The 22,157-nt window shown below is 64.6% G+C and carries 23 protein-coding genes; 7 read left to right on the top strand and 16 right to left on the bottom strand.

Features of this window, described 5'->3' with window-relative positions:
• The first annotated feature begins 81 nt into the window (after positions 1-81).
• On the top strand, positions 82-2,295 hold the full coding sequence (locus ACVW17_RS19995) for a spermidine synthase (protein ID WP_456753467.1): 2,214 nt from the start codon (positions 82-84) through the stop codon (positions 2,293-2,295).
• A 114-nt stretch (positions 2,296-2,409) separates the two neighbouring features.
• On the opposite strand, the gene ACVW17_RS19990 is transcribed toward ACVW17_RS19995, so the two are convergent.
• From ACVW17_RS19990 to ACVW17_RS19965, 6 genes are all read right to left on the bottom strand, one after another.
• Positions 2,410-3,348 (bottom strand): polyphosphate kinase 2 family protein, encoded by a 939-nt coding sequence (locus tag ACVW17_RS19990; protein ID WP_456753466.1) that lies wholly within the window; start codon positions 3,346-3,348, stop codon positions 2,410-2,412.
• Positions 3,314-4,324: a branched-chain amino acid ABC transporter permease gene (locus ACVW17_RS19985; RefSeq protein ID WP_456753465.1), complete on the bottom strand. Its 1,011-nt coding sequence runs from the start codon at positions 4,322-4,324 to the stop codon at positions 3,314-3,316. The genes ACVW17_RS19990 and ACVW17_RS19985 overlap by 35 nt, the downstream gene beginning before the upstream one ends.
• Entirely contained in the window at positions 4,321-5,202 is an 882-nt protein-coding gene (locus tag ACVW17_RS19980) for a branched-chain amino acid ABC transporter permease (protein WP_456753464.1), read from the bottom strand. Before ACVW17_RS19980 ends, ACVW17_RS19985 begins: the two co-directional genes overlap by 4 nt.
• Positions 5,203-5,433: 231 nt before the next feature.
• Positions 5,434-6,138 carry an ABC transporter ATP-binding protein gene (locus ACVW17_RS19975; RefSeq protein WP_456756477.1) on the bottom strand — a complete coding sequence of 235 codons (705 nt, stop codon included), beginning with the start codon at positions 6,136-6,138 and terminating at the stop codon, positions 5,434-5,436.
• Between the two features lie 5 nt (positions 6,139-6,143).
• Positions 6,144-6,917, bottom strand: a complete 774-nt coding sequence (locus ACVW17_RS19970) for an ABC transporter ATP-binding protein (protein WP_456753463.1) — start codon at positions 6,915-6,917, stop codon at positions 6,144-6,146.
• 22 nt (positions 6,918-6,939) lie between these two features.
• Entirely contained in the window at positions 6,940-8,250 is a 1,311-nt protein-coding gene (locus tag ACVW17_RS19965) for an ABC transporter substrate-binding protein (RefSeq protein ID WP_456753462.1), read from the bottom strand.
• Positions 8,251-8,481: 231 nt separating this feature from the next.
• On the opposite strand from ACVW17_RS19965, the gene ACVW17_RS19960 reads away from it, so the two are divergent.
• On the top strand, positions 8,482-9,048 hold the full coding sequence (locus tag ACVW17_RS19960) for a RidA family protein (protein WP_456753461.1): 567 nt from the start codon (positions 8,482-8,484) through the stop codon (positions 9,046-9,048).
• Positions 9,049-9,123: 75 nt separating this feature from the next.
• On the opposite strand, the gene ACVW17_RS19955 is transcribed toward ACVW17_RS19960, so the two are convergent.
• Together ACVW17_RS19955 and ACVW17_RS19950 are read right to left on the bottom strand one after the other, a co-directional pair.
• On the bottom strand, positions 9,124-9,825 hold the full coding sequence (locus tag ACVW17_RS19955; RefSeq protein WP_456753460.1) for an NUDIX hydrolase: 702 nt from the start codon (positions 9,823-9,825) through the stop codon (positions 9,124-9,126).
• Positions 9,826-9,837: 12 nt separating this feature from the next.
• Positions 9,838-10,863: an ABC transporter substrate-binding protein gene (locus ACVW17_RS19950; protein ID WP_456753459.1), complete on the bottom strand. Its 1,026-nt coding sequence runs from the start codon at positions 10,861-10,863 to the stop codon at positions 9,838-9,840.
• A 168-nt stretch (positions 10,864-11,031) separates the two neighbouring features.
• On the opposite strand from ACVW17_RS19950, the gene ACVW17_RS19945 reads away from it, so the two are divergent.
• Both ACVW17_RS19945 and ACVW17_RS19940 read left to right on the top strand, forming a co-directional pair.
• Entirely contained in the window at positions 11,032-11,481 is a 450-nt protein-coding gene (locus tag ACVW17_RS19945) for a cupin domain-containing protein (RefSeq protein ID WP_456753458.1), read from the top strand.
• Positions 11,482-11,813: 332 nt separating this feature from the next.
• On the top strand, positions 11,814-13,139 hold the full coding sequence (locus tag ACVW17_RS19940; RefSeq protein ID WP_456753457.1) for a 4Fe-4S binding protein: 1,326 nt from the start codon (positions 11,814-11,816) through the stop codon (positions 13,137-13,139).
• An 83-nt stretch (positions 13,140-13,222) separates the two neighbouring features.
• Here ACVW17_RS19940 and ACVW17_RS19935 read toward each other — a convergent pair whose 3' ends face one another.
• Both ACVW17_RS19935 and ACVW17_RS19930 read right to left on the bottom strand, forming a co-directional pair.
• Entirely contained in the window at positions 13,223-13,948 is a 726-nt protein-coding gene (locus ACVW17_RS19935; RefSeq protein ID WP_456753456.1) for an SDR family oxidoreductase, read from the bottom strand.
• Positions 13,949-13,965: 17 nt separating this feature from the next.
• On the bottom strand, positions 13,966-14,859 hold the full coding sequence (locus ACVW17_RS19930; RefSeq protein WP_456753455.1) for an SDR family oxidoreductase: 894 nt from the start codon (positions 14,857-14,859) through the stop codon (positions 13,966-13,968).
• 92 nt (positions 14,860-14,951) lie between these two features.
• On the opposite strand from ACVW17_RS19930, the gene ACVW17_RS19925 reads away from it, so the two are divergent.
• Both ACVW17_RS19925 and ACVW17_RS19920 read left to right on the top strand, forming a co-directional pair.
• Positions 14,952-15,800, top strand: coding sequence for a helix-turn-helix transcriptional regulator (locus ACVW17_RS19925; protein ID WP_456753454.1), 849 nt, complete (start codon positions 14,952-14,954; stop codon positions 15,798-15,800).
• 198 nt (positions 15,801-15,998) lie between these two features.
• Complete coding sequence (locus ACVW17_RS19920; RefSeq protein WP_456753453.1) at positions 15,999-16,928, top strand: phosphatase PAP2 family protein; 930 nt, start codon at positions 15,999-16,001, stop codon at positions 16,926-16,928.
• Positions 16,929-16,945: 17 nt separating this feature from the next.
• Here ACVW17_RS19920 and ACVW17_RS19915 read toward each other — a convergent pair whose 3' ends face one another.
• Positions 16,946-17,731 carry an ABC transporter permease gene (locus ACVW17_RS19915; protein WP_456753452.1) on the bottom strand — a complete coding sequence of 262 codons (786 nt, stop codon included), beginning with the start codon at positions 17,729-17,731 and terminating at the stop codon, positions 16,946-16,948.
• Entirely contained in the window at positions 17,731-18,546 is an 816-nt protein-coding gene (locus ACVW17_RS19910; RefSeq protein ID WP_456753451.1) for an ABC transporter ATP-binding protein, read from the bottom strand. The genes ACVW17_RS19915 and ACVW17_RS19910 overlap by 1 nt, the downstream gene beginning before the upstream one ends.
• A 201-nt stretch (positions 18,547-18,747) precedes the next feature.
• Here ACVW17_RS19910 and ACVW17_RS19905 point away from each other — a divergent pair, with 201 nt between their 5' ends.
• A complete protein-coding gene (locus ACVW17_RS19905) occupies positions 18,748-19,671 on the top strand; it encodes a ketopantoate reductase family protein (RefSeq protein ID WP_456753450.1) in 924 nt (307 codons plus the stop codon).
• An 84-nt stretch (positions 19,672-19,755) separates the two neighbouring features.
• Here ACVW17_RS19905 and ACVW17_RS19900 read toward each other — a convergent pair whose 3' ends face one another.
• From ACVW17_RS19900 to ACVW17_RS19885, 4 genes are all read right to left on the bottom strand, one after another.
• Entirely contained in the window at positions 19,756-20,022 is a 267-nt protein-coding gene (locus ACVW17_RS19900) for a DUF3551 domain-containing protein (RefSeq protein ID WP_456753449.1), read from the bottom strand.
• Between the two features lie 117 nt (positions 20,023-20,139).
• Positions 20,140-20,346: a DUF3551 domain-containing protein gene (locus tag ACVW17_RS19895; RefSeq protein ID WP_456753448.1), complete on the bottom strand. Its 207-nt coding sequence runs from the start codon at positions 20,344-20,346 to the stop codon at positions 20,140-20,142.
• 102 nt (positions 20,347-20,448) lie between these two features.
• On the bottom strand, positions 20,449-21,120 hold the full coding sequence (locus tag ACVW17_RS19890; protein ID WP_456753447.1) for a hypothetical protein: 672 nt from the start codon (positions 21,118-21,120) through the stop codon (positions 20,449-20,451).
• Positions 21,121-21,285: 165 nt separating this feature from the next.
• Complete coding sequence (locus ACVW17_RS19885; RefSeq protein ID WP_212022280.1) at positions 21,286-22,122, bottom strand: metal-dependent phosphohydrolase; 837 nt, start codon at positions 22,120-22,122, stop codon at positions 21,286-21,288.
• Between the last annotated feature and the right edge of the window lie 35 nt (positions 22,123-22,157).

Below are 22,157 nucleotides of genomic sequence, written 5' to 3'. Positions count from 1 at the left end.
CGGACAAATCAATCTTTGCTCAACAGGTTGAATCTAGTCTGCCGTCGCTTCAGCGATGATGGTTAAGGAGATATGGGGATCATGCCTGCGACGAAAATGGCCGAAGGGCTCAATCAGCGACAAGCCGGCTTCAATCTCTTCCTCGTCGGATTCCTGATCCTGTTCCTCGAACTGGCCTGCATCCGCTGGTTTTCGGCCAAGGTCGTTTTCCTTCAGTTCTTCACCAACGTCGTCCTGCTCGCGTCCTTTCTCGGCATGTCCTGCGGCTGCCTTGCCGCGCGTCGCAGCACCAACTGGCTTGCGCTGTTTCCGGGCCTCGTGCTGCTGACATTTGCCGCGGTCTTCTTGATCATGGTGACGTATTCCAACTGGGGCGGGCTCGCGATCGATGTCGGTCACCAGGCTTCGCCGCAGGAGGTGTTTTTCGGCACCGAGGCGCGCAAGCCCGATCTTGCCCAATTCGTCGTGCCGATCGAGGCGATTGCCGGGCTGTTCTTCGTCCTGATCGCGCTGATGTTCGTCGGCCTCGGCCAGACGCTGGGCCGCGCCTTTGACGCCTATCCCGACCGCGTCGGCGGCTACTCCCTGAATATCGGCGGCAGCCTCGCCGGCATCGTCGGATTCTCGCTGCTGTCGTTCGCGCAGGCGCCGCCGGTGGTCTGGTTCCTGGTCAGCTTCGGCGGGATCGCCTACCTGCTCTATCAGGACAAGGGCCTGTCGATCATGCGTTTCGCGACGCTCGTCATCGTGCTGGCCTTTACCGGGCTTTACACCGGCGTCGACGATTCCGACGTCCATCAATTCCGCTGGTCGCCGTACTATGCGGTCGACTGGAACAAATCAAACGACATCATCACCGTCAACAACATCGGCCATCAGGAGATGATTCCGTTCGCCGAACGCGGCGCGTCCTATTCGCTGATTCACCTGCTGCAAAAGCACAGCGGCGGCGCGCCGTTCAAGGATGTCATGGTGATCGGCGCCGGCTCCGGCAACGACCTGGCGCACGCCTTGCATTTCGGCGTCGAGCGCATCGACGCGGTCGAGATCGATCCGGTGATCCAGAACATCGGCATCCACAACCATCCCGACAAGCCCTACCAGGACCCGCGGGTGGTGCCGCATCTCGACGACGGCCGGCATTTCCTGCGCACCACCGACCGCAAATACGATCTCGTCATCTACGCGCTGGTCGACTCGCTGATCCTGCACAGCGGCTACGCCAACATCCGCCTGGAAAGCTATTTGTTCACGGAGCAGGCATTCCAGGACGTCCGCCGCGTGCTGAAGCAGGACGGCATCTTCGTGATGTACAACTACTATCGTCAGGGCTGGATCGTGCAACGCGTGGCCGCAATGGCCAAGCAGGTGTTCGGCTGCGAACCGCTGGTGCTGCCGCTGCCCTACAAGGAAGCGCTGACCTCGTCGGAGGCGGTCGGCTTCACGACCATCATCGCGGGCTGCAATCCGCGCATCTCCACCGCGTTCCGCGACCGAGGCCCGTTCTGGCTGAACAGCGTGCCACCGGAGAACCTGGCAATCGACGGCTTCGACAAGCCGCAGGACAAGGCAAAGGACAAGGCAGCCGCCACGCATGGCGACTGGGTGCCGCTGGCGCCGGCAAAGCTCGTGGTCGACAATGAGGGCGCCAAGCAATCGACCAGCGACGACTGGCCGTTCCTCTATGTCAGCGGGCGGCTGATCCCCGACCTGACCATCCGCTCGATGATCCTGCTCGGCGTGCTCGGGCTTGGTCTCGTCTATCTGTTCAAGCCGAAGGGCGCCTGGCGGCCCAACAGCCGGATGTTCTTCCTCGGTGCCGCCTTCATGCTGCTGGAAACCAAGGCAGTGGTGCAGATGGCGCTGCTGTTCGGCAGCACATGGCTGGTCAACTCGGCGGTGTTCTTCACCGCGCTCGTGCTGATCCTCGCGGCCAATCTCTATGTGATCAAGGTGCCGTCGACCCGGCTGGCGCTGCACTATGCCGGGCTGTTGCTGCTGCTGGCCGTCTCGGTGCTGGTGCCGCTCGACACCTTCCTCAGCGGCGGCATCGTCTGGCGCTACGTGATCCCGTGCGCGCTGGCGCTCGGCCCGATGTTCTTCGCCGGCGTGATCTTCGCCCGCAGTTTCCGCGACGAAGCCAATCCCGATCAGGCGTTCGGATCCAACATCGCGGGATCCGTGATCGGCGGCCTCGCCGAGTCGTGTTCGACTTTGCTCGGCTTCCGCTACCTCCTGCTCGTCGCGATCGGCTTCTATCTGCTGTCGGCCTGGATGCCGTCGCGCAAGGGGTAGCGCGTAAGGGACGCACCCAGAGCGGCCGGGTTCCCTGCCCCGCAAGGGGGGAGGGAGCCTGATAGCTGTGCGCACCTCACGTATTGAAGCGCGAGCGGCAGACCATGGTCGCTACTACTTCTTCGACGCCTTCTTCTCCGCCGTGCCCTTGCCTTCCGCCTCCAGCGCTGCGCGGACGCGCTTGAATTCGCTCAGGTCGGCCTTGTCGACCTCGGGGAATTTCAGATCGAGCTTGTCGAGCGCATTGACGATGGTCGAGCCGATCACGACGCGGGCGAACCATTTGTGATCGGCGGGCACGATGTGCCACGGCGCGTCCGCGGTCGCGGTGTGGTGGATCATGTCCTGATAGGCCGCCTGGTATTTGGCCCACAGCTGCCGCTCGGAAATGTCGGCCATGGAGAACTTCCAGTTCTTGGCCGGCTCCTCGAGCCGGTCGAGGAAGCGCTGGCGCTGCTCCTCCTTGGAGACATGCAGGAAGAACTTCAGGATCACGGTGCCGTTGCGCGACAGATAGCGCTCGATCGCGGAGATGTCCTCGAAGCGCTGGCGCCAGATATTCTTGGTCACCAACTTCTTCGGAATCTTCTGCTTGCCGAGCACGTCGGCATGCACGCGCACCACCAGGCATTCCTCGTAATAGGAGCGGTTGAAGATGCCGATGCGGCCGCGCTCCGGCAGCGCGATCATCGCGCGCCACATATAGTCGTGGTCGAGTTCCCTGGTCGAGGGCTGCTTGAACGAGGAGACCTCGCAGCCCTGCGGATTGACGCCCTCGAACACGCTCTTGATCGCCGAGTCCTTGCCGGCGGCGTCCATGCCCTGGAAGATCAGGAGCAGCGACCAGCGGTCCTGGGCGTAGAGCCTCTCCTGGTAGTCGCTGAGCCGCTTGCGGTTGGCTTCGATGATCTTGCCGCCGGCGTCCTTGTCGATGCCGCCCTTCTCGGCGGTCGGATACGACTTCAGGTGGAATTCGCCCGATCCATCGAAGCGGAACGGCGCGACGTAGGGCTTCAGTTCATCGGCGAGCGATGGGGACGGTTTGTTGCTCATGGCCTCTCGACGGCTTGCGTGGCGATTTGGTCCGGTCGATCACGCTACCAAGAATGCCCTTGGGCAGGAAGATGATGAACAGCACCAGCAAGATGCCGTAGACCAGATTGTCCCAGCCGACCGCCTTGGTGCCGAACGAGATCCGCAGCACCTCGGCCAGCACGATGGTGATGACGGCGCCGACCGTCGGCCCCAAAGCGACATAGACCCCGCCGACGATCGCCGCGAATACCATCTGCAGCGAGACCGCGATGCCGCTCACCGTGTCGGGCGAGATGAACATCTGGTACTGGCAGTACAGCGCGCCGGCGAGCGCGGTCATCAGCGCGCTGATCAGGGTGATCTTGAGCTTCTCGGCGGTGACGTTGACGCCGGCCGCGGCTGCGGCGTCCTCGTCCTCCGAGATCGCCTCCATGGCGTGGCGGATCATGCTGCGGTCGATCGCGCGCCAGATCACGAGGCCCAAAACCCAGACCGCGAGCGCGATCAGGTACCAGGTGGTCTTGTCGTCGAATTGCAGCGCGAACAGGCTCTTGCCGCTCGGTGCGCGCTGCGGCGTATAGCCGAGCGAACCGCCGGTATAGTCGCGAGTCGCGGTGATGACCTGCAGCACGATGCCGGACAGCGCCAGCGTCACCAGCACGAAATAATGCCCGGTGATGCGGAAGCGGAAGCACGGATAGGCCACGATCAGCGCGAGCACGCCTGCGGTCGCCATGCTCAGGGGAATGCCGATCCAGGGCGACACGCCGAGGTGGTTCCACAAGAGCGCGGTGACATAGGCGCCGATGCCCATGAAGCCGCCATGGCCGAGCGAGACCAGGCCGAAGCGGCCCATGATCGACCACGAGGTGTAGGCGAACGACCAGATCAGGATCAGCACCAGCACGTGCAGATGATAGGGATCGCGATGCAGGAACGGCAGCGCGACCAGCGCAAGCAGCGCGATGATCCAGCCGGCGAGCTTGCTGTTCACGAGCGCCTCGCGAGCAGGCCCGCGGGCCGGATGAACATCATCACGATGAAGAAGGCGAACGCCAGCACGTAGCCCCATTCGAGATCGGAGAACAGGCCGCCGAGCGAGATGATCTCGGCGAACACGAAGGCGGCGATGAAGCCGCCGATGAAATTGCCGAGGCCGCCGAGCACGCAGATCAGGAACGTGATCGGACCGAACGACAGGCCGACGAACGGATGCACGTCATATTGCAGCACCAGCAGGCAGGCGGCGAGCCCGGCAAGGCCGCCGCCGATCGCCGAGGTGACGAGATAGATCCGCTTGGGGTCGACGCCCATCAGCGGCATGATCTGGCGATCCTGCGCGATGGCGCGGATCGCGGTGCCGGTGAAGGTCCGGGTCAGGAACAGATAGACGCCGATCATGCCGACCAGCGCCGCTGCAAACGACAGCAGCCGCGCGTAACTGAAATTCATCTCGCCGAGCGCCAGCACCGGCAGGCGGATGCCGAGATTGCGGAAGTCGATGCCGAAGGCGACGGTGGCGAAGCTCTGCAGGATGAACAGCACGCCGCCGGTGGCGAGCAGCTGGTTGATCGGCGGCGCGGTCAAGAGCGGCGCGATCACCAGGAAATGCAGCGCGGCCCCTAACAGCGCCACCAAGAGGATGACGAGCGGCGCGGCGGCCCAATACGGCAAATGGAACACCTGCACGAGGTAATACATGCCGTACATGCCGATCATCACCAGCTCGGCGTAGCAGATCCAGGTGACGTCGATGACGCCGAAGATCAAATTGAGCCCGAGCGCCAACAGCGCCAGCACGCCGCCAAGCAGGATGCCGTTGATGACGGCTTCCAGCAGGTAGATGTCGAAGATGTTGAGGAAGGATTGCATGGTTGCTCTGTCTTAGACCGTGGCGTCGTCTGGCTGATCTGGCAGGACCGTCATCCTGAGGCGCGAGCGGAGCGAGCCTCGAAGGATGGACGGCCACCAGCCGGGCCGTGCATCCTTCGAGACGCCGCTGCGCGGCTCCTCAGGATGACGGGAGAAGACGCCACTCCGCTCGCACCTCAGGACGACGGGAAACTGTGTGGGCGCACGGGCTCGATTCACGATCATCATCCCTCACACCCCCAAATACGCCTGCTTGATGGTGTCGCTCGCCGCGAGCTCCGCCGCCGTGCCGGCGGCGCGGATGCTGCCTGCCTCCAGCAGATAGGCGCGGTCGACCACGCGCAGCACCTGCTGCACGTTCTGCTCGACGATCAAGACCGTCAACCCCGAGGCGCGGATGCGCTTGACCAGTTCGAACACCTGCTGCACCACGACCGGCGCGAGCCCGGCCGAGGGCTCGTCGAGCAGCAGCAGTTTCGGGTTCGACATCAGCGCGCGGCCGATCGCGCACATCTGCTGCTCGCCGCCCGACATCGTGCCGGCCATCTGCTGCAATCGCTCCTTCAGCCGCGGAAACAGTTCGAACACGAATTCCAGCCGCTCGGCGTAATGCGCGCGGGCGGCGGGCATGTAGGCACCCATCTTCAAATTGTCGGCGACCGTGAGCCGCGGAAACAGCCGGCGGTTTTCCGGCACATGCGCGATGCCGAGGCTGACGATGCGATGCGCAGGCGTCGCCACGACGTCGCTGCCTTCCATTGCGATGGTGCCGCGGATCGGCCGGATCAGCCCGGAGATCACGCGCATCAGCGTGGTCTTGCCGGCGCCGTTCGGGCCAATCACGCCGACCGCCTCGCCCGCCTTGACGTCGAGGCTGACGTCGAACAGCGCCTGGAAGCTGCCATAGCCCGCATCGATCGATTTCAGTTCCAGCATGCCGCTCACGCCCCGATCCGGCGGCGCGCCTGCGCGGCGGCGGCCGCCGCGATGCTCGCGTCCGCATCGGTGCCGAGATAGACCTCGATCACCCGTGGATTGCCGGCGACATCGGCCGGCAGGCCTTCGGCGATCTTCTCGCCATGATCGAGCACCATGACCCGATCGACCACGCGCATCAGTACGCCCATGATGTGCTCGACCCAGATGATGGTGACGCCGAGTTCGTCGCGGATCCGCCGCAGCATGTCGGCGGCCTGGTCCATCTCGGTCTCGTCGAGCCCGCCGAGGCTCTCGTCGGCGAGCAAAAGTTTTGGCCCGGTGGCAAGCGCCTTTGCCAGTTCGAGCTTCTTCAACCCGGCGGCGCCGAGCCCCTCGACGCTGGAGTGACGATCGGTCGGCAGCCCGACCATCGCCAGTGCGCGCTCGGCTGCCTCCTCCGCCTTGGCGCGGCTGTGGCGGCCCTGGCCGTAGAAGCCGGCGAGCACGACGTTCTCGAAAATGCTCAGCCGATGGAACGGCCGCGGAATCTGGAAGGTGCGGCCGATGCCGCCCACGATGATCCGGTGCGGGGCAAGGCCCGCGATCTCGCGGCCGTCGAACAGGATCGAGCCCTCGGTCGGCGGCAGCGTGCCCGACAGCATGTTGAAGATCGTGCTCTTGCCCGAGCCGTTCGGCCCGATCAGGCCGAGGATCTCGCCCTGCTCGACGCGGAACGAGACATTGTTGACGGCGCGAAAGCCGCCAAACCGCTTGACCAGGCCTTCCACGGCGAGCACGGCAGTCCCTTTCGTGAGCGAGCTATTTATAGCTGTAGGTGGTGCCGGCCGGCAGCGGCAGCACGGTCTCGCGCTGCATCTGGCTCTTCGGCCACACCACATAGGATTTATCGTCGATATATTGCAGCACCACCGGGAACGAGCGCGCGTTCTGCCCGGCATACTGCTCGCCGTCGCCGTAGAACTTCACGCCGTAGCCGAGCATGGTGCCGCCCTCGGCAATGTCGGTGTCGAGCGCGGCCTTGCGCAGCGCATCCGGGTCGACGCCGCCATAGGTCTTGATCGCCCGCGGCAGCACATCGTCGAGGAACACATAGGCGTTGGCCGCGCCGATGCCGACATGGGCGGAGCGAATCGGCACCCCGGGCTTCAACCGGTCGAACTCCTCGCCGACCATCTTGATGACTGGCGGCAGCTTCGGATCCATGTCCTTCTGATTGGCAAGCCAGATCGAGATCGGATCGGTGTTGAACAGATAGTTGGCGTCGACGCCGAGGCCTTCCTTGAGCTTCTCATAGACGCCATAGCCCGCGCCGTGGCCGACGATGGCGCCGAATTTCAGGCCTTGCTCGCGCGCCTGGCGGAACAGCAAGGTTATGTCCGGATTGTAGCCGGTGTGGAAGATCACGTCCGGCTTGGCGCGCTTCAGCTTGGTGATCAGCGCCGACAAATCCGGCGCGGTCGCCGAATAGCCTTCCTTGAGCACGATGTTGAAGCCAGCTTTCTTCGCGCCGGCCTCGTTGCCCTTGGCGACGTCGACGCCATAGGCGCCGTCCTCATGGATGATGGCAACGCGCAGGTCCTTCGGCTCCTTGCCGAACTTCGGCAGCGAATATTGCGCGATGAATTCGGTCGTCATCATGCCGTATTGGTTGCCGGCGGCCTGCGGGCGGAACACATATTTGTAGTTCTTGCCGTCGAACACGCCCGAGGAGATGCAGGTGGTGATCCACATGAACTTCTTCATCTGGTCGACCCGGGCCGCCACCGGCACGCATTGTGCCGAGGAGAAGAAGCCCATCACCATGTCGACCTTCTCCTGCTCGAGCAGGCGAACGGCCTCGTTGATGGCGATATCAGGCTTGCTCTGCGCGTCGGCATAGACCGCCTCGACCTTGTAGCCCTCGACGCCGGTCTTGGCGTAATGGTCGAGCATGATCTTGACGCCGGTATATTGCAGCTCGGAGCCGCCGCCGGCCAGCGGGCCGGTCAAGTCGAAGATCACGCCGATCTTGATCTTCTTATCCTGCGCCTGCGCGGCAGCGGCCACGCCGAGCGCCGCAACCACGACAGACAGACCCGCGAGCCAGCGGGCAACCCTCCTGACCGGCATGAATCCCTCCCCAGAGATTGTGCACTGCATTTCTTGTTGTCGTTCCGCCCTATCACAGGGGGCGCGGCCGGTGATGTCAAGCACGATGGCTGCGTCGCCACGGCGCAGGCTTGCGCAAAGTTTCGGCGAACCAGCGGAGACGACTTTTCAGACCGGAGAACTACGGAAGGCAGCTTTGCTATTTCTGCCTTATCCTGAGCGCTGCGAAGTAGCTGTCATTGGAGGCGACACATGACTCATATGCTTTGCAGAGCGAGACTCATCCTGTGGTTCGGTGCGTGCGTGATTGGATTCGGAGCGTGGATTGCCGCTTCGTCGGGCGCGCTGGCGCAGAATTCGCCGTCCGCCGAGGCCAGGCTGAAGGAGCTGAACATCACACTGCCGCCCGTTCCGACACCGGTCGCCAACTACGTCGATGCGGTCCGGGTCGGCAATCTGCTCTTCCTCGCAGGAAACACTCCGGCCGCGGACTGGAAGTACAAGGGCAAGGTGGGCAAGGACCTCACCGTGCAGGAAGGCTACGACACGGCCCGTCAGGTCGGCCTGATCATGCTGGCGAAAGTGCGCGTCGCACTGGGGAGCCTCGATCGCGTCAAGCGCGTGGTCAAGGTCTTCGGGATGGTCAATTCAGCCGACGGGTTTGGCGAGCAGCCGAAAGTCGTGAACGGATTCTCCGATTTGATGGTCGAGGTCTTCGGCGATGCGGCCGGCAAGCACGCGCGATCTGCTGTCGGGATGGCGGGACTTCCGTTCAACAACGCTGTTGAGGTTGAGATGATCGTTGAAGTGGCCGAATGATCGGCCGTTGCTCCTGGTCGGGAGCCGTCAATGACGGACGGTGTTAGTCACGCGCGCCCCCAAGTGAGCCTCACCCTACGCCGGCAGCTGCGTTTCGATGAACGCGGTGACGAAGCGCGGCATGGCGGGGGTAAGATCGGCGCGGCTGCGCACCAGGTGGATGCCGGCGAGTTCGGGATTGTCCTGCCGTGCGAGATTGGCCTCGATCCGGGCACGCAGCGCATCGCCTGGCATATCGACGCGCAGGATCTGCATCATCGCCAGCGCAACGCCGGTGTAGATGCAGTGCCAGTCACTATCGGCATGGCAATCCGCTGCGATGAGCCCGGTCTCTTCCTCGAGTTCGCGCATCACGCTGCCCGCGATATCGACCGTCTCGCCCCTGATGTCGTCGAGATCGGGGGTGCCTGAAGGAAAATAGATCCGTCCGGCATTCGCGGTCTGCTCGCCCATCACACCGCAGACGAAGGCGCCGTCGCTCGAGAGCAGCGCGCCCATCCCGAAGCCGTTGAAGATCTCCTTGTCCGGGAATCCCCAGTCGCGCCAGGCGAGGAAGCTTGCGAAATCGGTCTCGAAATAGCTCGCGCTGAGCCGCTCGCCGGCAAACACCGGATCGCGCCCGAGCAGCACGCGGCCGTTCCACAGGTTCGGGTTCAGCCGCTGCTGCTCGGCGAAATGCGCGTCGATCTCGACGCGCCGCTGGTCGGCGAACGGCCAGGGCCGCCGCTGCAAGGCGAGGTCGAGCGCGGTGACGCGACAAATCAGCGGGGACTGCATGTCTTTATGAACTTACTTCGCGCTTCCGGTCGTCTTCTTGACCTGATCGACGAACTTGTTGGTGTAGGTCTTGGTGACGTCGATGCCGGCCTTCGCGACCTCGGGCGAGCCTTCGCTGAACACCGCGAGCACGGCCTCGGCGCCCTTGGGGTCCATCTTGCCGGTTTCCGAGAACATCGGGATCGTGTTCTTCAGCGCGGCCAGATAGAGGTCCTTGTTCTTGCCGACGATCTCCTCCGGCATCTTGGCCATGATGTCTTCGGCGGAATGCGAATGGATCCAGGCCAGCGTCGCCATCATCGCATTGGTCAGCGCCTGCACCTCCTTGTCGTGGCCGTTGACCCATGCCGCGGTCGAATAGAGCGCGCCGCCCGGATATTCGCCGCCGAACACCGCGAGCGTGTCGTGCTGGGTGCGGGTATCGCTGAGGATCTTGAGGTCGGCGTGGCTGCCTTGCAACACAGTGACGGAGGGATCGAGCATCACCGCGGCATCGATCTGGCCCTGCTCCATCGCGGCCACCGCGGTGGCGCCGAGGCCGACGCCGATCACGGCGGTGCCGGCCGGATCGAGGCCGTTCTTCTTCAACAGGTATTTCAGGAAGAAGTCGGTCGAGGAGCCCGGCGCGCTGACGCCGACCTTCTTGCCGGCAAGATCCTTGATCGAATTGATCTCGCCGGTGTGCTTCGGCGACACCACCAGCACGAGGCCGGGATAGCGGTCATAGACCACGAAGGCCTGCAGCTCCTGCTTCTTGGCGGCGAGATTGACGCAGTGATCGAAATAACCGGAGACGACGTCGGCGCTGCCGCCGAGCACGGCTTTCAGCGCATCCGAGCCGCCCTTGAGGTCGACCAACTCGACCGCAAGCCCGGCCTTGTCATATTCGCCGAGCTGCTTGGCCAGCACGGTGGGCAGATAGCAAAGGCAGGCGCCGCCCCCGACCGCGATGGTGATCTTGCTTTGCGCCGCGGCAAGGCCCGTGGACAGGGTCAGCGTCAGCAGCGTTCCGGCAAGCTTGCCAAGCCATTTGTTCATGACGTCCTCCGATCGAATTGACCGGCAAGATAGAGGAGCCGGCATGGCTTGAGAAGGCGACTTTCCGGGTGCTGGTCAAGCCTGCGGCGGCGGCATAGCATCGCGACTACAAGAAAACGCCGAAGAAGCACCAAGAATGCTTCAAGGCAGACATCAGGGAGGTTTTTCATGAATCGGATTGCGACCGCGCTGTCGATTGCCGCCGCTTTCGCCGCCGGCTGCGGCGTCACCCATCTGCTGCGGCCGGCACTCGCCGCCGAAAGCATCACCGCGCAGGTGATCCACACCGGTGAGATGGAGGGCGACAAGCTCGGCGACGCCAACAAGGTCGGCTTCCGCTCGAAAATGTTCGTCTCGGCCGACGGCGCCACCGTCTCGATCCAGGACGGCAATGTGCCGAAGCACATGCACCCCAACACCAACGAGATGCAGTTCATCCTGGAAGGCACCGGCACGGTCTGGCTCGGCGACAAGGAAGTGACGGTGAAGCCGGGCGATTTGATCGTGATCCCGAAGGGCACGCCGCATGGCGGCACCAAGCCGAACGGCCGCGCCTTCAAGGCGATCGCGATCAAGACGCCGCCGCAGGCGCCTGACGATACCAAGCTGCTGGATTGATCCGGACTTAACAGACCTTCCCCGTCATCCTGAGGTGCGCGCCCGGCGGCGCTCTTGCGCGGCTGGGCGCGCCTCGAAGGATGAATCGGCCATAGCTTGGGCCGTGCATCCTTCGAGGCTCGCTCCGCTCGCACCCCCAGCGACAAAGGCGAAGCCTTTGCGCGGGAATGACGGTGCTGACTTCGCTGGGTTGCGCATGAGCGTCATCCGGGCATGTGCAAGTCTCCCCGCATGACGCCAGTTCCATTACATGGCGACTGACAGATAATTCACTTGCCTCGTATCGGCTCGCTCCATAATATGATGATCGTCATTTATAGAGAACATGGACCATGAGCCTCGACGATCACCCCACGGTCAGGGCTGTGCGGGCGCGCAGCAGCCAGCCGGCCCCCGACCTCCCGGTGTCGGCGGAGCTGATCAAGGAGATCGCGCGCAATTGCGGGGCCGACGATGTCGGCGTCATCGAATTCGAACGCGCCGCGATCGCGCCGCAGCGCGACTTCATCCGCAAGGTCTACGGCCGGACGCGTTCCCTGCTCGCGATCGTCTGCCACATGAACCGCGAGCCGGTGCGCTCGCCGGCGCGGTCGGTCGCCAATGAGGAATTCCACTCGACCTACGATCACGTCAACGAAACCGCCCGCGCCATCGTTCGCGCGCTCGACGAGCACGGCATCCCGGCCTGCAACTCGGTCGCCGCCTTCCCGATGGAGATGGACCTGCCGCGGATCATGATGGTCCAGCACAAGCCGATCGCAGTCGAGGCCGGACTCGGGCGGATGGGAATCCATCGCAGCGTGATCCACCCGAAATTCGGCAGCTTCGTGCTGCTCGGCACCATCCTGCTCGGCTGCGAGGTCGACGCCCACGACCGGCCGATCGATTATAATCCGTGCCTGGAATGCAAATTGTGCGTCGCTGCCTGCCCGGTCGGCGCCATCAAGCCGGACGGCGGCTTCGATTTCCTGTCCTGCCACACCCACAATTATCACGACTTTCTCGGCAACTTCGCGCAGTGGGTGGAGAAGGTCGCGGACGCGAAGGACGCGAGCGATTATCGCGCCCGGGTGCCGCGCACCGAGACGATGAACGTCTGGCAATCGCTGTCGTTCAAGCCGGGCTACAAGGCGGCCTATTGCATCTCGGCCTGCCCGGCCGGCGAAGACGTGATCGGGCCGTTTCTGGACAATCGCGAGGCGCATTTCGCCGACGTGGTGCAGCCGCTGATCGACAAGGACGAGTTCGTCTATGTGATCCCGGACACCGACGCCGAGGACACGGTGACCCGGCGCTTTCCGCACAAGAAGGTCCAGCAGGTCACGTCCGGCCGCCATACCGGCAGCATCCAGGCCTATATCTTCTCGCTCTCGCTCGGATTTCAGCGCGGCCGGGCGCGCGGCCTCGATCTCGTGACGCATCTGCGCTTCACCGGAGCCAGCGCGCTGGACATGACGGTCACGATCAAGGGCAAGGAGCTTCAGGTGGTGCCGGGGCGGCATGTCGGAGAGGCGACCCTGACCATCACCGGCGACACAACGGCATGGCTGCGCGTGCAGAATCGCGACCTCGACCTTGCCGACGCGATCGCCTCGGAGCTGGTGAGCGTCAGCGATGAGAAGCTGTTCGCGGCCTACATGCGGTGCTTCCCGCTCTGAGCCGGATGCTTCCCTGCGTAGGGGCGGGTTAGGCGCAGCCGTAACCCGCCTCTTTGCATGCGTGACATCGGCGGGTCACGATCTCACACCAACAGCCCGCCGCCATCGACCGCAAGCGTCTGCCCGGTGACGTAGCTGTTCAGCATCAGATAGACATAGGCGGTGGCCGCCTCGCTCGGCGATGCCGCGCGCGGCAATGGCAAGCCTGCCACATAGCCACGCACCCGCTCCTCCGGCATCTGCCTGACGCGCTCGGTGAGGATGAGCCCCGGGCACACCGCATTGACGCGCACCGGCGCCAGATCGACCGCAAGGCCGCGCGCCAGGCTCTCCATGGCGCCCGCCGCCGCGGTCACGAACGGCATCGCCTTTTGCGGACGATGCGCCAGCATGCCGCCGGTCAGCGTGATCGATCCATTCGCAGCGATCGCGCGGCTGGCGTGCTTGACCGCCGCGAGCGAGCCCCAGAAACGAAGATTGAGAGCCTCGCGCGCGACAGCGAGGTCGAGATCGCGCGTCGCACCGAACACCGGGAGGCCTTGATCGCCTGCCGTGATCGCGAGGTGATCGAAGCTGCCGACCTGGTCGAAGAAGCGCGACACACTGGCTTCGTCGCGCAGATCGACGGTCGTGCCTGATGATCCCGGCAGCCGCGCAACCGCCGCATCGACGTTGGCCGGGTTGCTGGAGGCAATCACCACCTGCGCGCCCCGCTCCTGCACGAGCGCGGCGACGGCGAAGCCGATCCCCGACGATCCCCCGATTGCGATCACGCGCTTGCCGGCAAGCGACATCATGGCTTCTGTCATGGTTCTTGCTCCGCCGCTTATTGTGCGAAATAAGCGGGATGATCGATGTCGGCGAGCAGCCCCGCCTGCTGCGGCTGCCAGTCGAGCCGCGCGCGCGTTCGGGCGCTCGAGGTCGGCACATCGAAAGCGACGAACCTGCTGAACATGCCGAAATGCTCGGCCGCCTCCTCCGGCGATTTCGACAGCAGCGGAACGTTGAGCCGGCGGGCGATGACCTCGGCGATCGCCTTGAACGGCACGCCCTCATCGGCGACCGCATGGAACGGGCCGCCTTCGACGCCGCGCTCGAGCGCGAGCCGATAGACGCGTGCCGCGTCGAGGCGATGCACGCCGGGCCAGCGATTCTGTCCCTCGCCGATATAGGCCGAGACGCCCTTCTCGCGCGCAAATGCCAAGAGGCGCGGCACGAAGCCATGATCGCCGTGACCATGCACCGAGGGCGGCAGGCGCACGACCGCGGCACGCACGCCGCGCGCGGCTTGCGCCATCGTCGTTTCCTCGGACGCACGCGGATAGGCCTCGGAGACCGGAATCGGCGGATCCTCTTCGGTCGCGACGCGGCCCTGTGCCACCCGCGCGACGCCCGAGGTGGTGATCAGCGGACGCGTCGAGCCTTCGAGCACGCGACCCAGCGTCTCGATCGCGCGCCGGTCGTCCGCGCAGTTCTGCGCAAACCTCGAAAAGTCGTGATTGAACGCGCAGTGGATCACGGCATCGGCCTGCGCGGCGCCGCTCTTCAAGCTGTCGAGATCTTCCAGCGTTCCGTAATGAACCCCGGCACCGGCGGCAGCGAGCGCTTCCGCGCCCTTGTCGGATCGGGTCATGCCGAGCACCTGATGGCCGGCAGCGATCAGATCGTTGGTGACGGCGGAGCCGACCCAACCGGTGGCTCCAGTGACAAACACGCGCATCAGCAAGTCTCCATGTTTTTCTGAAGACAAATCTGGGGCGCCGCGCTATCGTGGTAAAGTAGTGACCTTATCATGGTATAATGGCTAACAGGATGAGCGAACCGCTCACGCAAGAGAATCTGCTCGGCGCTTACCTGAAGGACCGCCGCAGCAAGCTCGATCCGGCGACATTCGGCTTTCCGCCGGAGCGGCGCCGCACGCCGGGCCTGCGGCGCGAGGAAGTGGCGCAGCGCGCCAACATCTCCGCGACCTGGTACACCTGGCTCGAACAAGGACGTGGCGGCGCGCCCTCGGCCGACGTGCTCGACCGCATCGCGCGTGCGCTGATGCTGACCGAAGTCGAGCGCGAGCATCTGTTCCTGCTCGGCCTCGGCCGCACACCCGAGGTGCGCTACCAGAAAAGCGAAGGCGTGACGCCGCGGCTGCAACGCGTGCTCGACGCGCTGGAGCCGCAACCTGCCGTGATCAGGACCGCGATATGGGACATCGTCGCCTGGAACCGGGCGGCGACGGTGATGCTGACGGACTACGGATCGCTGCCGCCGCGCGAGCGCAACGTGCTGCGCTTCATGTTCCTCGATCCGCGCGTCCGCGCCGCGCAACACGACTGGGCCAGCGTGGCGCGTTTCGTGGTCGGCGCCTTCAGGGTCGACGCGGCACGCGCCGGCGCGGCCGCCGAAGTGCAACCGTTCGTCGACGAGCTCTGCCGGCTCAGCCCGGAATTCGCGACGCTGTGGCGCGACAACGACGTGCGCGCGCATGGCGAGGGCGTCAAGCAGCTCCGGCACCCGGTCCTGGGCACAGTCAAGTTCGAATATTCGGCGTTCGCGGTCGACGGCCGATCCGACCTCAGCATGATCGTCTACAATCCGATCGACCCGGAGGTGACGGAAAAGATCCGTGGGCTGATCAACGCTGTGCCGGCTGATCAACCGACCTGATCGTTGCCGCCGCAGCGACGTTTCCGCGCAGCCGAGAACCGTTAACCATCGCCTGGCCGCCTTTCACCCCATTATCCCCGCGCCGAAGGCCGACCACCGCATCGCCAAACGCGGCATTCTCCGCATTTTTAACGAATGAGGGTATGCAACCTTAAGGCGCAGATGCGATGCAGCTTCCACGCAGCGGGGTAACGACGTATGACCAGTCAAGTCATCGAGACACGGGCCTTGTGGCTTGTCATCGCCGTCATTGCCGTGATCGACCTGGTGTGGCTGCGCATGTCGGGAATGTCGGTCGCGCTCGCTCCTGCCAAGGCGGTCATGTTCGTGATCGTTGCGTCGCTCGCGCTGGTCTACGTCCGGTTCAGGCCTGATCGACGCATCGCCGAACTCGCCATCGCATGCGCACAACTGATCGCCTTCACCGCGGTCGCCGCGGTGTTGAGCTATCTGACGGTCACCTCGAAATTCCCGTTGATCGATCGCCAGCTCGCCGCGATCGACGCCGCGTTGTATCTGGACTGGCCGGCCTATTTCAGTTGGGTCGACAAACACCCCGCGATCAAGAGCATCCTCGATACCGCATACGATAGCTGCCTGGCGCAGACCGCGGTGCTGCTGGTGTCGCTGAGCGCGTGCGAGCGGTTCGAACAGATGCGCGAGTTCGTCTGGCTGTTCATGATGGCGCTGCTGGTCGCGATTCCGATCTCGTGGATCTTCCCCGCCGTCAGCGCCTGGGTCCAGTTTGACGTCGTCGCCCGCGCCGACGCCTATCACCTGGCCGATTTCAACGCGCTTCGCGCCGGTCAGATGACGCGCATCCCGCTGGCGGACGTGAACGGTCTGATCACCTTTCCATCCTTCCATACTGCGCTGGCCGTCATCCTGATCTACGCCAGCAGGGGCATGAAGCTGCTATTCCCCGTGTTCCTCGTGCTGAACCTGCTGGTGATCGCCTCGACGCCCACCATCGGCGGCCATTACTTCATCGACGTGATCGCGGGTGCGGCCCTCGTCCTGTGCCTGATCGGCCTGCGCCGGATGTCGTGGCGGACATTGTTTGCGCACCGGGCCGCCTCGCCATCATACCAAGTCGAATATGTCCGGGCCGATCAGCGCCGCCGCTGAAGCCTGATCTCGCGGCCCTAGTCCCGCGCCGCCGCCGTCGGCCGCCAGACCAGCAGCCGCTTCTCCACCACCGTCACGCCCATGTCGATCAGGATGACGAACGCCGACAGCACGAACATGCCGGCAAACACGCCGGCGACGTCGAACACGCCTTCGGCCTGCTGGATCAGATAGCCGAGACCGGCCGCCGAGCCGAGATATTCACCGACCACGGCGCCGACCACCGCGAAGCCGACCGAGGTGTGCAGCGAGGAGAACATCCAGGACAGCGCCGAGGGCCAGTAGACATGGCGCATCAGCTGCCGCTCGTTCATGCCGAGCATGCGGCCATTGTCGAGCACCGTGGCCGGCACCTCCTTGACGCCCTGGTAGACATTGAAAAACACGATGAAGAACACCAGCGTCACGCCGAGCGCGACCTTGGACCAGACGCCGAGCCCGAACCACAGCGCGAAGATCGGCGCCAGCACGACGCGCGGCAGCGCGTTGACCATCTTCACATAGGGGTCGAACACCGCGGCGACGCGCGGCTGCCGCGCGAACCAGAAGCCGACCAGGATGCCGCCGGCCGAGCCGATCACGAAGGCCAGGATCGACTCCCACAGCGTGATCGCAAGGTGCTTCCAGATCACCCCGCTCGAGAACCATTTCACGATCTGGCTGAAGACGTCGACCGGGTTGGAGAAGAAGAACGGCGGCAGCAGCACCTTGCCGAACACCGGCACGGTGGAAAAGACCTGCCACAAGGCCAGCGTGACGACGGCGACGAGAATCTGAAGGGAGAGCAGCGTGACGCGCGACATCAGGCGGCCCCCGCCTGTGTCGACTGCGCATAGCCTTTCATGACCTCGTCCTTCAGCACGCCCCAGATCTCGCGGTGCAGGGCGTGGAAATCCTTTTCCATCCTGATCTCGGCGATGTCGCGCGGCCGCGGCAGCGTGATGCGCCAATCGCCGATGATGCGCGCAGACGGACCGGCCGACATGATCACGACGCGGTCGGCCAGCGCGATCGCCTCCTCGAGATCGTGGGTGACGAACAGCACCGCCTTGCGGTCGGCCGTCCACAATTCCAGCAGCAGGTTGCCCATGATCTGCCGGGTCTGGGCATCGAGCGGACCGAACGGCTCGTCCATCAAGAGGATCTTCGGATCGCGGATCAGGACTTGCGCGAGCGCCACGCGCTTACGCTGGCCGCCCGACAGCATGTGCGGATAGCGATTGGCGAACGCGCCGAGCCCGACCGAGGTCAACCATTGCTGCGCGCGAGCGAGCGCCTCACTCCGCGGCGTGCCCCTGATCTCGAGGCCGATCGCGACATTGTCGATCGCGGTCTTCCAGGGGAACAGCGCATCGGCCTGGAACAGATAACCGGCGTCGCGGTTGAGGCCGCCGAGCGGCTTGTCGAAGATCCGCGCCGATCCGGACGCGGGTTTCAACAGCCCCGCGGTGACGTTGAGCAGCGTCGACTTTCCGCATCCGGTCGGCCCGACAATGGCGACGAACTCGCCATGCGCCACCGCAAGATTGGCCTGCTCGACCGCGGTATAGACCCGTCCATCCGCCAACCGAAACGCCACCGTCGCATTGTCAAGTGCGACCGCCGTCGGCTCCGTCATCGCCACGCATTCCTCCCCGAATTTTCGGAAATGGCTTAGCGGTTCGGGCCGGCAAGTTCAACGCAGGAAGATGGCGCAGACGGCCAAGGCCGCGGTCACGCAGTTTTCAGCGCAGCGGGGTTGCGCACCGCGCAACCGGGGTTGCGAATTGGCGCGACATCGTCGAGGCTGCCGGCCAAATCGCAGGATCAGGAGACAATCATGCGGATCGCAGTGGTGGGGGCCGGCGGCGTCGGTGGCGGCTTTGGTGCGGCGCTCGCGCATGCCGGGGCCGACGTCACCTTTATCGCGCGCGGCGCCCATCTCGCCGCGATGCGCAGCGAGGGGCTGAAGGTTCAGGGCGGCCGTGGCGAAAGCCATTTGATGCCGACCCAGGCGACCGACGATCCCGCCAGCGTCGGCCCGGTCGACATCGTGCTGTTCTGCGTCAAGCTGTGGGACGTCGAAAGCGCCGGCGCACACATCAAGCCGATGGTCGGTCCGAACACCGCGGTGATCCCGCTGCAGAACGGCATCGATGCGCCCGAACGGCTGATCCCGATCCTCGGACCCAACGCCGTGATGGGCGGCGTGGCGCAGATCTCCGCCTCGATCATCAGGCCCGGCGTCATCAACCAGGTCGGCAGCTTCATGCGGATGATCTTCGGCGAGCTCGACGGCCGCATCACACCGCGCGGCAAGGCGCTGCTCGAGCTCTGCCTGACGGCCGGCTTCGATGCGACGCTGAGCGAGCAGATCAACACCGAGCTGTGGATGAAGTTCGTCGGCCTCGCCACCAATGCCGGCATGACCGCGGTCACGCGCCAGCCGATCGGCGGGTTGCGCGACGATCCCGATCTGCGCCCGCTGTTCGTGTCGGCCTGCGAGGAGACCATCGCGGTCGCCCACGCCAGCGGCATCAAGCTGCCGCCGGATGCGCTCGAGAAGGTGCTCGCCTTCATCGGTCATGCGCCGCCGGCGATGAAGGCCTCGATGGCGCTCGACCTCGAGCGCGGCAACCGGCTCGAACTGCCCTGGCTGAACGGCAAGGTGGTCGAGCTCGGCCGCAAGCTCGGCATCCCGACGCCGACGCACGATTTCCTCTACGCGGTGCTGAAGCCTTACGCGATGGGCAGGCCGTCCTGATAGCCGAGCAAGACCGAAATCTGCCGGCCCGCTTCGCGCACCAGTTCGGAATAGTCCAACAGCGACGCGCCTCGCGCACCCGCGTCACTGCGCGCGATGGCGATGGCGATGCACCCGGCGCTTCGGAGGCAGCGGCGGCGCAAAAAAGGGATTCACCGAGCACATCGCGGCGCGGCCCGACGCACTCATCTGGCACTGCGGGATCGAGGTGAAGCTGCAATCGATGTAGTTTCCGGCCCTGCCTTGAAAGACCTGCATGCACACCGGATAGTTCGGGTCATAGGCCTGCCCGGCGGCAGGTCCAATCAGGGCGGCCGCAAATGCAGCGATCGCGAGCAGCTTCAGGTACATCGGTCTCTCCTCGGCATTGCAGGGTTTCCTCACAACCGCCGGAGTTAGTCAACAGCACCTGAGACGCGACAGCCATGCAGGCGATCGCAGGCGGGCAACATCCCGATGCGCGAGCCGCTAATCGGCGGGCCGGCGCTGCCTTTGCCCCCGCTCCCTGGGTGGCTTTCTTGGACCCTTGTAGAATGGATTGACCGAGCATGTCGCCGCGCGCCCCGAAGCCGTTGCCTGGCACTGCGGAAGCGACGTGTAGCTGCAATCGATGTATTCCGGCGTCAGCCTGCCGCCATAGACTTCCAGGCACACCGGATAGTTCGGATCGTACATCTGCGCGGCAGCGGGCCCGGCAATGCCCGACCCCGATCACGGCGACGATGAAGCGTGTCAAGCGCATCGCGTTCTCCTCAAGCCTGAGCGCAGGGCACACGGCTATCGCCGTTCGTCGGCCGGCTTGCCGTCGCCTTCACCGAGACAACGGATCATGAAGGCCGTCGTGTCCCGCGGCAGCACCTGGGCGGCGCGCGCTTTGAGGCGGCATTCGAGCTGCGCGATCTGGCGCGCCCGTTGCCGTTCGGACGGCAGAGCCGATTGCCGCAACCGGCGCAAGGTCATCGGCGTGCCGTCCGACTCGAAGCTCAGCTCGTACTTCTTGCCGTTCTGGTCGGTGGCGGCGCAGGTGACGGTGGACACCTGCCGCGTGATGAAACTGCCGACCTGGCGGCAGGAGCCCGTCGACATTTCGACCAACGGCACCGGCAAGCCATCGACGCGCGGGCGATCGCTCGACTTCAGCAACATCCGGTCGACCGAAAGCTCGAACAGATTGTCCTGGGTGCGCTCGGTGCTCTCGCCGGAGAACGAGACGATGTGGCTCTTGTCGGCGGGATCGTCGAGCACCACGGTGAATTCGGAACGGCCGCGCAGGGTGTGGAAATAGGCGACCGCCTTGCAGCTATAGCTGCGGCCCGCGACGGTCACGTTGCGGCAGGTGCCCGACATCAGCGCATACAGATCGACGTCGTAGACCGGGCCCGCGGCGACGGCGAGCGCGGGCCAGCAGACGACGGCAGCCGCAATCAATCGAGCGAAACGGGAGATCATGCTGAAACGGCCGAAAACACGGTCAATCGGGAAGTCCATGGACTCAGGGTCGCTGATTTCCACGGACTGTGCAACGACGAAGCAGGCCTAAATGTGGAGACCCCGCAAACCGGCGGGAAACGCACCACAGCCCGTGCTGAAAGGCCGCGGCCCGGCCGTCTTGCATCAGATCTGCGGGCCGGACAACGTCACCTCGCGCTCGGCGCGGAACACGTTGCTGTAGAGATTGGCGATCCACTGGCGGCCACTTGCCGTCATGTTCAAACAGTTGATGGCGCCCTGGATGTGCGGCGCAACCATGTTCCAGTAGAATTGCGGATAACGGTCGACGATATCGGCCGGCGATTCATATCCGAGCTGGCGGTTGATGCCGACTTCCTCGAACTCGTGATAGAGCGCGTTGGCCTTCCTGATGTAGTTGGGATCACCGAGCTGCCCGATGAAATCGGCCGCCCGGACGATCGCGGCCTCGTCGTCATATTGCTGGCCTTCGGGCGCCGGAAACCGCGTGCCCTCGATGTTGCGCGCGACGCGCTCGCGATCGAGCGGGAGCACGGCCTCGAGCCGGTCGAGCACATACAGCTTCGAGCGATCGACATGGTACGGCATCAGGCCGGCATCCGACGAGCCACGCGGCAGCACCACCTTGTTGCCGGCGGCATCGATGACGTACCCATCCGGACCATCGCCCTTCAGCAGGCCGCGCACATAGCCGATGTCGTGAGTGAGGCAGGCGATGATGGTGTGGGTGTAATCCTCGGCGGTGACGTGGGTGTGCAGCGCGCGGCCGCGAATGATGTCGTGCCCGGCCAGCGTCACCAGCATCGTATGCTCGACATTGTGGTAAAGTGCATCGCTGTTGCCGATGCATTCCAGCGCGATCCGCGCCGCGGCCGGCAGCAGTTCGCCGAAGCGCGCTTGCGAAGCCCCGAAGGTGCGGCTGACATGCGTGGCGAAGAACTTCTCCAAAGCGCCTGCCGCCAACTCAGGTAACGTCATCATCGATGCAGCCCCCGACCGCGCAACGTTCCTCGTTC

The sequence above is a fragment of the Bradyrhizobium sp. USDA 4473 genome (assembly GCF_054063335.1).
The sequence above is the reverse complement of the archived record's forward strand: the minus strand, read 5'-3'. Positions and strand labels throughout refer to the sequence as shown.

Excerpts from the sequence above, each read along its gene's own strand:
- ACVW17_RS19945 (WP_456753458.1), top strand. The coding sequence starts at position 11,032 with ATGAATCGGATTGCGACCGCGCTGTCGATTGCCGCCGCTTTCGCCGCC.
- ACVW17_RS19955 (WP_456753460.1), bottom strand. The coding sequence starts at position 9,825 with ATGCAGTCCCCGCTGATTTGTCGCGTCACCGCGCTCGACCTCGCCTTG.
- ACVW17_RS19915 (WP_456753452.1), bottom strand. The coding sequence starts at position 17,731 with ATGTCGCGCGTCACGCTGCTCTCCCTTCAGATTCTCGTCGCCGTCGTC.
- ACVW17_RS19950 (WP_456753459.1), bottom strand. The coding sequence starts at position 10,863 with ATGAACAAATGGCTTGGCAAGCTTGCCGGAACGCTGCTGACGCTGACC.
- ACVW17_RS19905 (WP_456753450.1), top strand. The coding sequence starts at position 18,748 with ATGCGGATCGCAGTGGTGGGGGCCGGCGGCGTCGGTGGCGGCTTTGGT.
- ACVW17_RS19935 (WP_456753456.1), bottom strand. The coding sequence starts at position 13,948 with ATGACAGAAGCCATGATGTCGCTTGCCGGCAAGCGCGTGATCGCAATC.
- ACVW17_RS19885 (WP_212022280.1), bottom strand. The coding sequence starts at position 22,122 with ATGATGACGTTACCTGAGTTGGCGGCAGGCGCTTTGGAGAAGTTCTTC.
- ACVW17_RS19975 (WP_456756477.1), bottom strand. The coding sequence starts at position 6,138 with ATGCTGGAACTGAAATCGATCGATGCGGGCTATGGCAGCTTCCAGGCG.
- ACVW17_RS19980 (WP_456753464.1), bottom strand. The coding sequence starts at position 5,202 with ATGCAATCCTTCCTCAACATCTTCGACATCTACCTGCTGGAAGCCGTC.
- ACVW17_RS19910 (WP_456753451.1), bottom strand. The coding sequence starts at position 18,546 with ATGACGGAGCCGACGGCGGTCGCACTTGACAATGCGACGGTGGCGTTT.
- ACVW17_RS19995 (WP_456753467.1), top strand. The coding sequence starts at position 82 with ATGCCTGCGACGAAAATGGCCGAAGGGCTCAATCAGCGACAAGCCGGC.
- ACVW17_RS19930 (WP_456753455.1), bottom strand. The coding sequence starts at position 14,859 with ATGCGCGTGTTTGTCACTGGAGCCACCGGTTGGGTCGGCTCCGCCGTC.
- ACVW17_RS19990 (WP_456753466.1), bottom strand. The coding sequence starts at position 3,348 with ATGAGCAACAAACCGTCCCCATCGCTCGCCGATGAACTGAAGCCCTAC.
- ACVW17_RS19895 (WP_456753448.1), bottom strand. The coding sequence starts at position 20,346 with ATGTACGATCCGAACTATCCGGTGTGCCTGGAAGTCTATGGCGGCAGG.
- ACVW17_RS19940 (WP_456753457.1), top strand. The coding sequence starts at position 11,814 with ATGAGCCTCGACGATCACCCCACGGTCAGGGCTGTGCGGGCGCGCAGC.
- ACVW17_RS19960 (WP_456753461.1), top strand. The coding sequence starts at position 8,482 with ATGACTCATATGCTTTGCAGAGCGAGACTCATCCTGTGGTTCGGTGCG.
- ACVW17_RS19925 (WP_456753454.1), top strand. The coding sequence starts at position 14,952 with ATGAGCGAACCGCTCACGCAAGAGAATCTGCTCGGCGCTTACCTGAAG.
- ACVW17_RS19900 (WP_456753449.1), bottom strand. The coding sequence starts at position 20,022 with ATGTACCTGAAGCTGCTCGCGATCGCTGCATTTGCGGCCGCCCTGATT.
- ACVW17_RS19890 (WP_456753447.1), bottom strand. The coding sequence starts at position 21,120 with ATGATCTCCCGTTTCGCTCGATTGATTGCGGCTGCCGTCGTCTGCTGG.
- ACVW17_RS19965 (WP_456753462.1), bottom strand. The coding sequence starts at position 8,250 with ATGCCGGTCAGGAGGGTTGCCCGCTGGCTCGCGGGTCTGTCTGTCGTG.
- ACVW17_RS19920 (WP_456753453.1), top strand. The coding sequence starts at position 15,999 with ATGACCAGTCAAGTCATCGAGACACGGGCCTTGTGGCTTGTCATCGCC.